The 14,483-nt window shown below is 43.6% G+C and carries 12 protein-coding genes; 5 read left to right on the forward strand and 7 right to left on the reverse strand.

Translation table 11 applies throughout. The annotated features are described in order from the left end of the window. Positions 1 to 5: 5 nt before the first annotated feature. On the reverse strand, positions 6 to 428 hold the full coding sequence (locus tag G337_RS0105870) for a hypothetical protein (RefSeq protein ID WP_028863055.1): 423 nt from the start codon (positions 426 to 428) through the stop codon (positions 6 to 8). 285 nt (positions 429 to 713) lie between these two features. Here G337_RS0105870 and G337_RS0105875 point away from each other — a divergent pair, with 285 nt between their 5' ends. The 3 genes from G337_RS0105875 to G337_RS0105885 all read left to right on the forward strand — a co-directional run bounded on the left by G337_RS0105875 (position 714) and on the right by G337_RS0105885 (position 3,950). Further along, positions 714 to 2,045 carry a Na+/H+ antiporter NhaC family protein gene (locus G337_RS0105875; RefSeq protein WP_028863056.1) on the forward strand — a complete coding sequence of 444 codons (1,332 nt, stop codon included), beginning with the start codon at positions 714 to 716 and terminating at the stop codon, positions 2,043 to 2,045. A 198-nt stretch (positions 2,046 to 2,243) separates the two neighbouring features. Continuing rightward, positions 2,244 to 3,005 carry a substrate-binding periplasmic protein gene (locus G337_RS0105880; protein ID WP_028863057.1) on the forward strand — a complete coding sequence of 254 codons (762 nt, stop codon included), beginning with the start codon at positions 2,244 to 2,246 and terminating at the stop codon, positions 3,003 to 3,005. 57 nt (positions 3,006 to 3,062) lie between these two features. Beyond that, positions 3,063 to 3,950 carry a DMT family transporter gene (locus tag G337_RS0105885; protein WP_028863058.1) on the forward strand — a complete coding sequence of 296 codons (888 nt, stop codon included), beginning with the start codon at positions 3,063 to 3,065 and terminating at the stop codon, positions 3,948 to 3,950. Between the two features lie 64 nt (positions 3,951 to 4,014). Here G337_RS0105885 and G337_RS0105890 read toward each other — a convergent pair whose 3' ends face one another. Next, positions 4,015 to 4,275, reverse strand: a complete 261-nt coding sequence (locus G337_RS0105890; RefSeq protein WP_028863059.1) for a hypothetical protein — start codon at positions 4,273 to 4,275, stop codon at positions 4,015 to 4,017. A 312-nt stretch (positions 4,276 to 4,587) separates the two neighbouring features. On the opposite strand from G337_RS0105890, the gene G337_RS0105895 reads away from it, so the two are divergent. Together G337_RS0105895 and G337_RS0105905 are read left to right on the forward strand one after the other, a co-directional pair. Further along, entirely contained in the window at positions 4,588 to 5,823 is a 1,236-nt protein-coding gene (locus G337_RS0105895; RefSeq protein WP_028863060.1) for an outer membrane protein transport protein, read from the forward strand. Positions 5,824 to 6,131: 308 nt separating this feature from the next. Continuing rightward, complete coding sequence (locus G337_RS0105905; protein ID WP_028863061.1) at positions 6,132 to 7,175, forward strand: outer membrane beta-barrel protein; 1,044 nt, start codon at positions 6,132 to 6,134, stop codon at positions 7,173 to 7,175. 121 nt (positions 7,176 to 7,296) lie between these two features. On the opposite strand, the gene G337_RS0105910 is transcribed toward G337_RS0105905, so the two are convergent. The 5 genes from G337_RS0105910 to G337_RS0105930 form a co-directional block, all read right to left on the reverse strand. Beyond that, entirely contained in the window at positions 7,297 to 7,521 is a 225-nt protein-coding gene (locus G337_RS0105910) for a PA3496 family putative envelope integrity protein (RefSeq protein ID WP_028863062.1), read from the reverse strand. A gap of 529 nt (positions 7,522 to 8,050) precedes the next feature. Then, a complete protein-coding gene (locus tag G337_RS0105915) occupies positions 8,051 to 8,845 on the reverse strand; it encodes a M48 family metallopeptidase (RefSeq protein WP_028863063.1) in 795 nt (264 codons plus the stop codon). A gap of 190 nt (positions 8,846 to 9,035) precedes the next feature. After that, positions 9,036 to 9,815 (reverse strand): hypothetical protein, encoded by a 780-nt coding sequence (locus tag G337_RS0105920; RefSeq protein ID WP_028863064.1) that lies wholly within the window; start codon positions 9,813 to 9,815, stop codon positions 9,036 to 9,038. 79 nt (positions 9,816 to 9,894) lie between these two features. Next, positions 9,895 to 13,041, reverse strand: a complete 3,147-nt coding sequence (locus G337_RS0105925; RefSeq protein ID WP_028863065.1) for an efflux RND transporter permease subunit — start codon at positions 13,039 to 13,041, stop codon at positions 9,895 to 9,897. Further along, the gene (locus G337_RS0105930; RefSeq protein ID WP_028863066.1) at positions 13,038 to 14,474 is read right to left on the reverse strand and encodes an efflux RND transporter periplasmic adaptor subunit; all 1,437 of its coding nucleotides are present in this window, start codon (positions 14,472 to 14,474) and stop codon (positions 13,038 to 13,040) included. The genes G337_RS0105925 and G337_RS0105930 overlap by 4 nt, the downstream gene beginning before the upstream one ends. Between the last annotated feature and the right edge of the window lie 9 nt (positions 14,475 to 14,483).

Here is a 14,483-nt window from a genome sequence, read left to right on the forward strand (position 1 = left end):
CCTTTTTAATCTATTTTTTCTACGTTTGTAAAGCCTGCAAACCCTGAATTATGCAGTGCTTTTAAAGCAAAACTTTCTGATGATGCTGAATAAAAGCGGCTTCGCATACGTAAAATATCATCAAAGCCGGCCAGAAATATTTTATAAAAACCAGCCTCGGGTTTATCAATACGGGCGGTTGCTTTAAGCCCCTGCGCAGCCCATACCTCAAGCGCTGTTTCCCAGGCCAGAAAGCACTGCGGGGTAATACTTTTAACATTACTGGTATCAACAATTAATGCAAAATCTTCATTCTTCTGCTGACTTACAAAGTCATTAATAGACTCAATACATTCTTTTGAAAGTTCAGGCTTCCAGACACCATTACCTATAAAAATAATAATATCCTGATCCTGAGACAGGCTGTAATGCTGATTGTGTACATACATAACAAACCTCATTCTTCATATTATTGTTATAACAGATAAACTGCATCTGCTTGCCCGCGGGGTTCTGCGCAGTCCAGATAAACCTGCCTGCTGAGTATTCAGCAGGGCGCCTGCTCTCGTACATAAAGTATAGAAAAGAAGAGACAAAGGTGTAAAAAATATATACAGCATCAGTTAGTTTCATTGATACAGTGCAATTAAACTACGTATTTATAACTGCATGCCGTAGAATGCGCTTCAAAATTTCTTTACACAGTTAACTTCCAATTCCCAATGAGGCTTTAAGTGAATAACCCCGAATCTACTCCGCAGCACTGCCCTGCCCCCTCTTTTACAGCACTTTTTCCGCTGTTTTTATTTTTAGCGCTGTTTATTGGTGCAGGAATTTATTATCAGCAGCAGGGTGTTGATTTTGCGTTTTACCAGCTGCCGAGCGTAGTTGCTATTTTACCGGCAATTATTCTGGCATTAACCTTGTCTAAGCAAAAATTAAACTCTGCAATTGAAACCTTTATCGAAGGTATCGGCCATGCCAATATCATTGCTATGTGCCTGATCTATTTGTTAGCGGGCGCATTTGCAGCTGTGGCCAAAGCAACCGGAGGTGTTGACGCAACGGTTGCACTTGGACTTTCACTTATTCCCTCTAATTTACTGCTGCCGGGCTTTTTCTTAATAGCCGCCTTTATCGCCACAGCAATGGGCACATCTATGGGGACAATTGCTGCCGTTGCACCGATAGCATTAGGCATTTCACAGCAGGCTGATATTGATTCAGCACTGATGGCCGGTACGGTTATTTCCGGTGCATTATTCGGCGATAACCTGTCGATTATTTCTGATACCACTATTGCTGCTACACGCACGCAAGGTTGTGAAATGAAAGATAAGTTTAAAGAAAACCTGATATTCGCATTACCAGCAGCCGCTGTTACCTTAGTGTTATTAACTCTGGCTGGACAAGGTAGTGCAGAGCTTGCTGCGCAAGAAATCGATTTTTTGAAAGTACTGCCGTATTTAACAATACTGATCTTAGCAGTTTCCGGTTTAAACGTATTTGTTGTACTAACTACGGGGATTCTACTGGCAGGGTTAACAGGGTTTATAACTATAAATTACTCAGTAACCTCTTTTGCCGACGATATTTTTACTGGTTTCAAAAATATGCAGGAGATCTTTGTATTGTCTATGCTGGTTGGCGGATTGGCGGCCCTGATGCAGCGGCAGGGAGGACTGGCTTTTATCAGCTTAAAAATTGAAAAAATCATCGCCCGTTTTGCTGCCAGACAAAACAAACGCCTTTCTGAATTAGGTATCGCTTGTTTAGTTTCCTTAACCAATGCCTGTGTCGCTAATAATACCGTCTCAATTATTGTGACCGGTAATATCGCCAGGGAGCTTGCAGAGAAACATGCAGTAAGCCCGAAACGCTCAGCCAGCCTGTTAGATATCTTCTCCTGTGTAATACAGGGAATTATCCCCTACGGTGCCCAGGCATTATTAGCGGCTTCAATATTCAGTATCTCACCGTTAGCGGCGGCAGCTAATGCCTGGTACTGCTTTGTTTTAGCAGCAGCGGCAGTATTAATTGTCAGTTTAAGAAAACATTCCAGTTAAGCTCCTTTCTGCAGCCGGCAAGGCGCACCTGCGCCCTGCCGGCCGCATCATAAATACTCAACAGAAAAGCAAAGATTAATCGTTAGTTATTTAAAAGAATGCTGCCGATAGGTTAACGCTTTTGCAAGTAAACTAAGGCGAATATACAAGGATAGCGCTATAGTAGCTAATGCTGGCTTGAATCTGCAGGAGCACTTAATGATCCGCACACTTTTTCTGTCCTTTTTTATCCTCTTTTCAGCAGGTATACAAGCCAATGCCTGTGTTATTGATATCTATGCAAACGCCAGACAAAAACCCAAAGTTTATTATGAAAACGGCCGCGCCCAGGGTGTGCTTATTGACATGATGCAGTATGTCGGGGCTGATATCGGCTGTCAGTTTAATTACCATTTTTCAACCTGGGCAAGAGCTTATAAAAGTATGCTAGACGGCAAAGGCGGCGTTATCGGTCTTTCCATCAGTCAGGAGAGGCAGAAATTAATCGACTATTCGGATATCATGTATTTCGATGATATTTTATTAGTCACCCATATTGATAACGCTTTTACCTACTCGGGTATTGAGGATCTGGCCGGCAAAACACTAGGTGCTCCCAGGGGGGCAAGTTACGGCGATGAATTTGAAAGAGGCATCAGAGAGAAGGTGTTCACCGTACTCCGTGATAACGGCGACCTGGCATTACGTTTAAAACGCATAGCCAAAGGGCGCCTGGATATCGCAGTTATTAACCCTGGAATACAGCCCTTTAATGAATTTTTCAAAAATAATCCGGAACTGCTCGGTCTTAAGTCACAACTGTATGTTGTGCCTACCCCTTTCTTTAGAGATCCCAATTACCTCGGTTTCTTAAAAGAAAATGACCGCAAAGAATTTCTCATAAAATTTAATCAATCAATGAAAAAAGCACGTGGGAACGGGATATTTCAAGCAATTGAAGCAAAGTATCAGAATCAGTAAAAATACTATGTTAAAGTGATTTTTATATATAAATCAATCACAAGTACTATCACCTCGATGATTAAAAACCAAAAAAAAGCCACCTTGTTTGCATTACTCGCCGTATTAATGTGGTCAACCGTCGCCACTGCATTTAAAATTACACTCAGTTATTTCTCTCCCATACAGATGCTGTTGGTTTCATCATTCACTACCATTGTGTTGTTAACCTGCATCTGTCTGCAGCAGAAAAAACTGCACCTTTTAAAAAGCTATTTCTTAAATCGTCCCTGGTTTTATCTGACCATGGGACTGATTAACCCCTTCTTTTATTACCTTATTTTGTTTGAAGCTTATAATCTGCTGCCGGCGCAGCAGGCGCAGTCATTAAATTACACCTGGGCAATTGCACTGAGTATTTTAGCCGTACCTTTCCTCGGTCAGAAACTCAGCAGAAAAGACATCACTGCAATTATTCTCGGTTATAGCGGAGTATTGATTATAGCCACCAAAGGGGATCTTTTAGCACTGGATTTTGCCAGCCCGCTTGGCGTATTCCTGGCAATGCTCAGTACACTGCTGTGGGCTATGTACTGGATACTAAACAGTAAAAACAGTGCAGATCCGATTGCCTCTCTGTTATTGTGTTTTTTACTTGGTTTTCCGGCGATCTTAATTGCGACACCAATGCTTAGTGATTTTAATATGCCGGGCTGGCAGGGGTGGTTAGGAGCAGTTTACATAGGACTTTTTGAAATGGGCTTTGCTTTTGTCGCCTGGTTAAGTGCATTACGTTATGCACAGAATACCGCTAAAATAAGCAACCTTATTTTCATATCCCCTTTTGTTTCACTGCTGCTGCTGAACTGGATTATTAAAGAGCCTATCTATCCGGCTACCATTATCGGGCTGGTGTTTATTATCAGCGGTCTGTTAATTCAGCAGATAAGATCTAAAAAGAGCTGAGTATTCAGCCGCTGTAAAATGAATCACAACTGCATCTTAAAGCGGCAGATTTAAATCTATCTACTTAATCTTTTTTAATCTCCAGCAGCGCTTCTTGGGCTTTCTGCAGATCCACTGAATCAGCGGCTTTTTCTTTATCAACTGCGTCGTATGCTTTTTTATAATTAACATCAGTTCCTTCAACGGAATCCATTAATTTTTCAGTATCGACAGAATCGCCGGCTTTTTCTTTATCAACCGAGTCTGCCAGCTTACCAAAATCAACAGCCGTGGACAGCGTTGGAAAAGAAAATAACAGTACAGCGAATAAGAGAATTTTTTTCATAACAGGTGCTCCTTTTTGGGGGGATTACTGACTTACAATATACACTAGGAATACAGTGTATATGATTTATTTGAGGTGCTTACACCTACTTTTACGGCATTTCCCCCGCCATAAGTACCAATAATTCAGCCACAGTTCAAATATCCGTCAATATAAAACTCATTATTCCGTATTCACACCGTATTAGGGTTTCTTATTGACTCATCTACCTATAGAATCCCGGAGCCCAAAAAACAACTAACACAAATGCAACATAAAAAAAATAACAATTGAGACTATTTTCTCAAAATTAAGACTGAATACGGAAAAAAAATGAATAAACACAAGCTGCTCCCAGTAACACTTTTAGCCTCCACGGCAGTATTAACATCGACACAGGTAAATGCAGCCGGCTTTCAGCTTAATGCCCAGTCAGCAACCGGTCTTGGCCGAGCTTTTGCCGGTGATGCCGTTATTGCCGATAATGCCTCGGTTATGGCACGTAATGCAGCAGCCATGGCTTTATTTGATGAAACGGCACTGTCATTAGGTGTAAATATGATTAAAACTGACATCAATATCAGTAATGCATCATACAGCCCCTCCGCTGGTCCGGCTGCCGGAGCTTCTTTCGACTCAGACTATGATAATGCCGGTGATACCTCCTACGCGCCTAACCTGCATCTGATTGTGCCGCTGAACGAACAGTTTGCAGTAGGTGTAAACCTGTATTCAAACTTTGGTACCAAAACTGAATTTGATGACAGTTTCAGCGCTTCTGAATACGGCGGTTTAACCGATGTTAAAAGCATGAACCTCGGCCTGAGTGTCTCCTACCGTTTAAATTCGCAATGGAGTATCGGCGGCGGTTTAGATGTTATTTACGGGCAGGGAAAACTACAAAGATCCGGCAGCAAAGCACTCGGTTCTCAAAAGATATTAGATATTGACGCGGCCGGTGTCGGCCTTGGCTTTAACCTGGGCACAGTCTTTGAATTAGATAATAACAACCGTTTCGGCCTCTCCTATCACTACAGCCCGAAGTTAGAAGCAGAGGGCGATATTTACTACAAAGGTGTAACAACAGCTGATGATACTCTGTTTATACCACTGCCGGATATGGCAGAGTTCTCCGGCTACCACCGCCTGCAGGGAACTAAATATGCCGTGCACTACAGTGTACAGTGGATCGGCTGGTCTGCATTTAAGACCTTAGAATCACAAGCAAACGGCACACTTAACGAGTATCAGTGGAAAGATGCCATGCACTTTTCACTCGGCGCCACCTATTACCTGAACAAGGAGTGGACTCTGCGCACCGGATATATGTATGACCAGAGTGCCCAGGATCAGGTTACTTCAGTATCTGTACCGGATTCAGATCGTCAGTGGCTCTCTGCCGGTTTCACTTATCATTTTGATAAGAAATCTAATATCGACTTTGGCGCCACTTACCTGCTTGGTAAAGATGTCAGCGTGACTGAAAAAACTGAGCATGTTTCCGAGCTTTCTGCCACCACTCATGCAGATGCACTGTTAATGGCCGTTCAGTACAGCCGCACTTTTTAGAATAACAACAGCTGCAGACCACCTGATGTTCTTTCAGGTGGTTTCCTTCCGTGCAGATACACTCTCTTCAAAGCACTATAAATTAAACCGTAATTTATACAAAGATCCCTTTATTTTTTCAGCTTTTATCTATACTTATGCTTTATTTGCTTTGTACAAGGCAAATAAATAATGTTCTGTTAATATGTCATCAACAGAATCTTTTTTGATTAATTTTTGCTAAACAGACAAGAAAGAATCTGATTAAAAATAACAATAGAATTTATTCACGTTTTGCGTGATAAAACATATATTAAAAGGATGAAAATATGACTAAGGTAAATTATATACTTCCAGTTGCCCTGCTCTTTTCCGGGGCAGTAACAGCCGCCTCAGAAAATCCCTGGTATGCAGGCGCCCGCCTTGGAGGCACATATTACAATGATCTGTCCAGCAATATGCTGGATGCTAATACGCTGGATAAAAATGATGTCGGTGGCGGTGTTTTCTTAGGTTATAACTTTGTTCCCTGGTTTGCCCTTGAAACGGGTTACACCTACCTGGGGAAAATGGGGCCTGCTGAAATTGAAAATATGGGCTCAATTAAACAGCAGGGTATGGATCTTGTTGGTAAATTTACCTGGAATGCTTCGGATTCTTTAGATATTTTTGCAAAAGCCGGTGCTTTCTACTACAAAGCTGACGGTCAGGACCAGCTCAGTGCTTACGATGATTCAGGTGTGGCTGCAACTGCAGGCCTGGGTCTGGAATACTTCCTTACAAAAAATATTTCAACGCGTCTTGAATATCAGTTTTACAACGAGCTTGAGCTGCAGGATGCAGGTATGAACAGCAGCTGGAATACACACTTTTACGGCTTAAGCCTGGTTTACGGCTGGGGCGCACCGGCACCAGTTGTTGTACAGGATGCACCAATGGCAGAGCCGGAACCAGAGCCGATGGTAGAACCAGAGCCGGAACCGGAGCCTGTAGTACTGCCGGCAATGGTTAAAGTTGAACCGCTGACGGTTGAACTGCCGTTTGCCTTTGACAGCGACGAGCTGCCTCAGGAATATCTGGATCAGTTAGCACCGATTGCAGAGCATTTAATTGAATATCCGGAAGCAGAGCTGTTTGTTATTGGCCATACTGACAGCCGAGGTCCAGAAGCCTACAATCAGAAACTTTCCGAAGAGCGCGCAGCATTAATCGGTGAATACCTGGCGGCTAAATTTAACATCGACAAAAGCCGTATTGTTGAGGAAGGACGTGGTGAGTTAGAGCCTAGAGCAACTAACGATACAGACGAAGGCAGAGCTTTAAACCGCCGCGTATCAGTTTATACACCGGGCTTAGAAGTACAAAACAAATAACTTTCTAGTACTTAACTTATTAATGCAGTGTTATTAATAAATAAGACTGCATTAATTTTTACAACTTCCTCAGCGTCGATACAATCCGGAAGCAGAGCTGCTGTAATACTAATCAGCCCCCTTATAGATCGTAATCATCCCCGAGCAGTTCCTTTAAGCGTCTTTTTTCTTGTATCTCTTCAATATTTCGGCGTACTTGAGCTCTTTTTTTATCGCAGAGCTCCTCTTTTGCGGAAGCAGGCTTAAGTGAGCTGTCCACTTCGTCCCAGTCTTCCTCGTTTAAACATTCCTCAATATCCTGCTGCTCGTTTTCGGCTTCTAGAGAATTATTGTTATTATTTCCCATATAAATCACTCCAACTAATTATCAATACTCAGCTGCGCCTTTAATTTTTTTATTTTTATTAACATGGTGAAATTAAAGGCTAATAAGTATTTTTGAGGTTATCAGCAGCGTCTGATAAAACAAAAATACATGCGGCTATTATTACCGTAAAATTTTATTATTTTCGACAAAAAAAGCGATAGTTACGTCACTATAGTCATAGTTAGCATGCAAATATAACAATACAGTGACAGATTATTTATATTATAGATTAACTTGTATTCACTGCTTACTCGGATAGAGGTTTTGTACATATAAATCACAGATAAACACCGGCCGTCATCATGCTGATTATATTGATGAAAATATGTCTGTGAGTGCCGGTTAATAGAATAGTGTGATATACCCGTTATCATTCTAGATGCAAAAATCAGCAGATCGTGAGGTGAACAAACTCTAGGCGTGAAGGAGAATATCTAACGGATATAAGCAGACAAGGCGCAGCTAAAAGTGAAACGGCACTATTGCCTGCTGTAATACCTGGAATAATTTACATTTTACAATTCTGACGCGGCGCTTTACCGGCGCCTAGTCTGGCAATTTCTGCATTTAAATCCGCAATACGTGTTGAGTGTGAAGGGTGAGTTGATAATAATTCCGGAGGCTGACTACCGCCCGATGCTTTTGCCATATTTTTCCACAGCTCGACACTCTGATTCGGATCAAAACCGGATTCAGCCATCAAATGTAAGCCGAGAATATCCGACTCGCTTTCCTGTGCCCGGCCGTAGGGCATCAGCACACCATACTGCACGCCTAAACCCAGTCCGGCCATGGTAATACTCTGGTATTCACTACCCTCGGTCAATAAACTGCTAAACTCTAAACCGGCATTAGCTATCTGGCTGCGGGAGAGTCTTTCGTTGCTGTGTCTTGCTGTTACATGCGCAATTTCATGACCAATCACAGCGGCTAACTGATCCTGATTCTGTGCCACCTTAAGCAGACCGGTATAAACACCGATTTTACCGCCGGGCAAAGCAAAAGCATTAACCTGCTCGCTGTCAAAAACCACTACTTCCCAGCTACTGAAGTTTTCCTGGGGACCTAAACGGCTTGTAACTGCATTTGCCACACACTGCACATAAGCATTAGTTTTTTTATCAGTACTGATCTTCTCCTGTTTTTTCAACTCTTCAAAGGACTGAGCCCCTAACTGCGACATTTCACTGCCGGAAAAAAGCAGGACCTGCTGGCGTCCAGTGGGTGAATTTGCGCAGGATGAAATTAATAATGAGGATGAAGCCAACAGGGCGGCTGATAATAAGAAGCGTGTAGTCTGCATATGAATGTTCCCTTTTATTCATTAACGGATATTTGTATTTCACACATTAGCATACAATAAATAACAGTAGGCGGGCAGAGGCTGTTAGTCAAAAGAGCAGCTGCCTGCAGCTCTTTTAGAGGAAATTCAAGATATCAATAACAGGCAGCTCTATTCAACAGAGCTGCTTTTTAATTGTTAAAATTGCGGATCAGCTGCAGTTCTGACGGAAAGCCTGATGACTTTTCTTACTATGCTCTTTAATCTGTCCAAGAATTGTTTTTACCTGCTCCGGGCTCTGGCTTTGCGCTAATTCCTTAAACAGCTCCTGCAGCTTAGTTATGCCCTGCATATACATCATATGCTGATGGTGCTGCTGGTCGGTCATGCCGGCCATACTTCCATGGTCCATACCCTTCATATCTGCCATATCGCTATGATCCATCTGCGAATGATCCATACCTTTCATATCACCATGGCCCATCTGCGAGTGATCCATGCCCTGCATATCACCATGGCCCATCTGCGAGTGATCCATGCCCTGCATATCACCATGGTCCATCTGCGAATGATCCATACCTTTCATATCGGCCATATCACCGTGATCCATGCCTTTCATATCTGCCATATCGCTATGATCCATCTGCGAGTGCTCCATGCCCTGCATATCACCATGGTCCATCTGCGAGTGATCCATGCCCTGCATAGCACTTTTATCATCATTGATCATTTTAATTTTCACCGGCGTCTCATTAACCGCCAGTTCACTTAGCTTTAACAGCTCATTAAGGTGCAGCTGCATTTTTTCCTGATCCTGCCCCTTAAAACCTTTTACATAACCGCGCAGTTCACTTTTCATATACTTCATATAATCACCCAGCTGGGTATCTTTAATTTCACAATGCTTTTCATGGGCAAAAGCGGATACAGGCAGTGATAAAAACAGCACAACGCTCAGTGCCGGCAGTATTCTGTTTTTTAGAGTTTTCATATTATTTTCCTTTCTATTAAATAAAAAATGTTTTGCGTAAAGCGCCCGGCGGTGGCCGGGCAGCTATCAGTTATACTTTTTAATTTTCTTCAGCAGACTCAAGCATCTTAAACTGCTTAGCCATGCTGACTTTTTTCCACTGGAAATAAGCAGCCGGCAGAATTAACAGCGTGAGAATAACGGCACTGACCATACCGCCGATCATAGGAGCCGCAATACGCTGCATCACTTCAGAGCCCGTACCGTCGCCGTACATAATCGGCACTAAACCGATAACCACTGTTGCCACTGTCATCATCACCGGGCGAACACGCAGGCCCGCCCCCTGCAGAACCGCGTCTTTTAAATCATCCACATTAAAGTGCGCAAAGCGCTGCTGTTTTTTAGCTTGTAATGACTGATTTAAATACAGCAGCATAATGACCCCGATCTCAATGGAAACCCCGGCTAAAGCAATAAAACCCACACCGACGGCAATTGAGAAGTTAAATCCTAGCAGATACATCAGCCAGACTCCGCCCATTAACGCAAAGGGTAAAGTAGCCAGAATCAGCAGTACTTCACCAACCCGGCGAAATGCCAGATAAAGCAGGATAATAATGATCACAATCGTAACAGGAATCACCTTAGCCAGACGTGCATTGGCTTTTTCCATATATTCATACTGTCCGGACCAGAGCAGTGAATAACCAGCAGGCAGCTGCAGCTGTTCATTGACAACCTGCTGCGCATCCTGAACATATGAACCTAAATCTCGATTTTCAATATCAACAAAAATCCAGCCGTTAAGACGCGCATTTTCAGTTTTAATCATCGGCGCTCCCGCTTCGATATAAACATCCGCCACATCACTTAAACTGATATTTAGTTGTGCCGGGGTAACAATCGGTAAACTTTTCAGAGCGGTCAGCGAATCACGGTAGTCATTCGGATAACGCAGGTTAACCGGATAACGCTCTAACCCTTCAATGGTTTCGGTGATATTCTGACCGCCGATTGCCACGGCGACCAGCTGCTGAATTTCAGCAACATTTAATCCGTAACGCCCGGCCTTTTCTCGATTGATATCCACCTTTACATAACGCCCGCCGCTGACACGCTCTGCGTATACAGAAGCAGTTCCCTCGACCTCTTTTAAGATTGATTCAACCTGTTTACCGATTTTTTCAATTTCATCTAAATCGGCACCGGCAATCTTGATACCGATCGGTGTTTTAATACCCGTTGCTAACATATCGATACGTGTTTTAATCGGCATAACCCAGGCATTCGTTAAACCCGGAAACTGAATCAGACTATCCAGCTCCTGTTTAATTTTCTCTTTAGTCATTCCCGGGCGCCACTGCTCAGCAGGTTTAAACTGGATAGTGGTTTCAATCATGGTTAACGGTGCCGGATCCGTTGCAGTTTCTGCTCGGCCGATTTTACCCCACACGGTTTTCACCTCGGGCACAGCTTTAATCAGCTTATTAGTCTGCTGCAGCAGCTCCCTGGCTTTACCAATTGAGATACCCGGATAAGTGGTCGGCATATACATCAGATCACCTTCATCCAGCGGCGGAATAAACTCGCTGCCGATTTTATTAACCGGATAAAATCCGACTAATAACAGTGCCAGAGCAAAACTGATAATTGATTTAGGAAAACGTAAGCTGAAGCTCAGAACCGGTTTATATAAAGCCACCATAAGACGGTTTAAAGGATTTTTATGCTCAGGTAAAACCCTGCCGCGAATAAAATAGCCCATTAATACCGGGATCAGAGTAACAGCTAAACCAGCGGAAGCAGCCATGGCATAGGTTTTAGTAAACGCCAGCGGTGAAAACATTTTTCCCGACTGCCCTTCTAAAGCAAATACCGGCAGAAAACTAAAGGTGATAATCAGCAGCGAGAAAAACAGTGCCGGCCCGACTTCATTAGCGGCTTTACTGATCACCTGCCAGCGGTTTTTATCGGTTAGCTCGGTTTTTTCCATATGCTTATGGACGTTTTCAATCATCACTATCGCACCGTCAACCATCGCACCGATAGCGATTGCGATACCGCCTAAGGACATGATATTGGCATTAATGCCCTGCCATGACATGACAATAAAAGCGGCAAATATACCCACGGGCAGACTTAACAGCACCACTAAAGAAGAACGGAAATGGAATAAAAACGCGGCACAAACCAGAATAACTACAATGAATTCTTCAAGCAGCTTGTCATATAAATTATCAACAGCCGAATTAATTAATTCTGAACGGTCATAAGTCGGCACGATCTCCACACCATCCGGCAGACTTTTCTGCAGCGTATTTAGTTTATCTTTAACCGCTTCAATCACCCCCTGGGCATTTTCTCCAAAACGCATCACCACCACACCGCTGACTACTTCACCTTCGCCATTGAGTTCAGTAACACCGCGGCGCATCTGCGGACCTAAATTGATTTCTGCTACATCGCCTAATAACAGTGGTGTACCTTTGCTGTTTACCTGCAGCGGCACAGCCTTTAGATCTTCAATAGAGGAGATGTAACCCGATGTACGCACCATATACTCAGCTTCAGCCATCTCGATAACACTTGCACCGCTTTCCTGATTGGCATTTTGAATCACCTGGCTGACTTTATTAAGCGGAATGTTATAAGCGCGCAGCTTGTTAGGATCAACACGTACCTGATACTGTTTAACCATACCGCCGACCGATGCAACTTCAGAAACTCCCGGCACAGTCTGCAGTTCAAACTTAAGGAACCAGTCCTGCAGACTGCGCAGCTCACTTAAATCAAGTTTTCCGCTTTTATCCACTAAGGCATAACTGAAAATCCAGCCGACACCGGTTGCATCCGGACCTAATGCACTGCGCGCCTGTGCAGGCAGATCCGGCGCTACCTGTGACAGATATTCCAGCACTCGTGAGCGTGCCCAGTACATATCGGTATTATCATCAAAAATAATATAAACGTAAGAATCACCAAAAAACGAATAACCACGTACTGTTTTTGCCCCGGGTACCGATAACATCGCGGTCGTCAGAGGATAGGTGACCTGATCTTCCACCACCTGCGGCGCCTGTCCCGGATAACTGGTTTTAACGATAACCTGCACATCAGAGAGATCCGGAATCGCATCAATAGGGGTTTTCTGCAGCGCATACAAACCATAAACAACCACAGCTGCTGTGATCAGCAGAACCATAATCCGGTTTTTAATTGACCAGTTTATTACCTTGGAAATCATAACAGCACCTCTTTCGCTTTCATAACCTGCGCGGGTGGAACAGAGCTAAGATCTAACCAGTCAAGATCTTCATCTTCGATGCTCGGATCGTACTGCGGCTGCGGGCGGGAGGTTTTATTCTCTTCAACGGGCTGCATACGTTCAAAATCAGCACTGATACTGGACTCTGAATCTAATAAAAACTGTGCTGAAGTAACAATTTTCTGTCCTTCGCTAAGCCCGGATAAAATTTCCACTGAATCTTTGTTTTCCAGGCCGAGATTAACCAGCACAGATTTAAACTGACCATCGCCTAAGGCTAAGACTACACGGTTCATACTGCCCGCATAAATCACCGCTTCACGCGGGATCTGCAGTCTTTGTTTGTTCATTTCAGGCATTAATTTAACACTGGCAAACATATTCGGTTTAAGCTCAGCCGTCGGGTTGGCAAACTGCAGGCGCACACGTAATGTACGGTTATCGGCATTCATTTCCGGATAGATAAAATCAACCTGGCCGCTCCATGTTTTCCCCGGGAAATAATCTAAAACCATACTGGCTTTATCACCCAGTTTAACCAGCGAAGCCTGCGCGGCAAAAACTTCCACATCCACCCATACCGTATCTAAATTTACCGCTTTAATAACCTGAGTTGCCGGAGAGATATAGGCGCCTTCATTTAACTGCAGCTCGGAAATAGTGCCTTTCTGCGGCGCATAAACAGTAATATTCTGTAACACTTTTTTATCTTTAATGATTTTATTTATCTGACCACTGCTGACTCCTAATGCTTTTAAACGTGCTTTTGAGGAGCTGACTAACGCGCTGCGGTTAAGATTTAAGGCGTTAAATAAAGACTCCTGTGCTTTTACCAGCTCCGGAGAATATAACTCAAACAAAGCCTGACCTTTTTTGACTTCAGTCCCGACCGATTTAACGTAAAGCTTTTCAATCCATCCGGATACACGGCTGTTAATCTGCCAGAGCGCATCATCATTTGCCTGTACCGTGCCCAGACTATTAATACTGATAGTAAACGAATCTTTAACCGCCGTGCCGGTGCGTACGCCGAGATTATTTTCAACGGCAGGTGAAATTTTAACTAAGCCCGCTTCTGAATCCCCGCCAGCCTCGGCATAAACAGGGACGAGATCCATACCCATCGGCGATTTTCCAGGTTTATCGCGGCGGTAATTGGCATCCATCGGCGCAACCCAGTATAAAATTTCCGGCTCAGCTGCGGCTGCTTTTTCCTGCTCGGCATAAACCGGGACGAGATCCATGCCCATTGGCGACTTACCGGGTTTATCGCGGCGATAATTAGCGTCCATCGGCGCAACCCAGTATAAAACTTCCGGCTGTGCGGCTTGTGCCGTCTTATTGATTTGTGCATTACTGCCGGCAAAGAAACCAACCGTTAAAGCGGCTGTTAAAACTAATAAATAATACATAATATTTTC

The sequence above is a fragment of the Psychromonas aquimarina ATCC BAA-1526 genome, assembly GCF_000428725.1.
Taxonomy (GTDB): Bacteria; Pseudomonadota; Gammaproteobacteria; order Enterobacterales; family Psychromonadaceae; genus Psychromonas; species Psychromonas aquimarina.

Coding starts and splice junctions, on each gene's coding strand:
- G337_RS0105870 (WP_028863055.1), bottom strand. CDS start 428: ATGTATGTACACAATCAGCATTACAGCCTGTCTCAGGATCAGGATATT.
- G337_RS0105880 (WP_028863057.1), top strand. CDS start 2,244: ATGATCCGCACACTTTTTCTGTCCTTTTTTATCCTCTTTTCAGCAGGT.
- G337_RS0105885 (WP_028863058.1), top strand. CDS start 3,063: ATGATTAAAAACCAAAAAAAAGCCACCTTGTTTGCATTACTCGCCGTA.
- G337_RS0105890 (WP_028863059.1), bottom strand. CDS start 4,275: ATGAAAAAAATTCTCTTATTCGCTGTACTGTTATTTTCTTTTCCAACG.
- G337_RS0105895 (WP_028863060.1), top strand. CDS start 4,588: ATGAATAAACACAAGCTGCTCCCAGTAACACTTTTAGCCTCCACGGCA.
- G337_RS0105905 (WP_028863061.1), top strand. CDS start 6,132: ATGACTAAGGTAAATTATATACTTCCAGTTGCCCTGCTCTTTTCCGGG.
- G337_RS0105910 (WP_028863062.1), bottom strand. CDS start 7,521: ATGGGAAATAATAACAATAATTCTCTAGAAGCCGAAAACGAGCAGCAG.
- G337_RS0105915 (WP_028863063.1), bottom strand. CDS start 8,845: ATGCAGACTACACGCTTCTTATTATCAGCCGCCCTGTTGGCTTCATCC.
- G337_RS0105920 (WP_028863064.1), bottom strand. CDS start 9,815: ATGAAAACTCTAAAAAACAGAATACTGCCGGCACTGAGCGTTGTGCTG.
- G337_RS0105925 (WP_028863065.1), bottom strand. CDS start 13,041: ATGATTTCCAAGGTAATAAACTGGTCAATTAAAAACCGGATTATGGTT.
- G337_RS0105930 (WP_028863066.1), bottom strand. CDS start 14,474: ATGTATTATTTATTAGTTTTAACAGCCGCTTTAACGGTTGGTTTCTTT.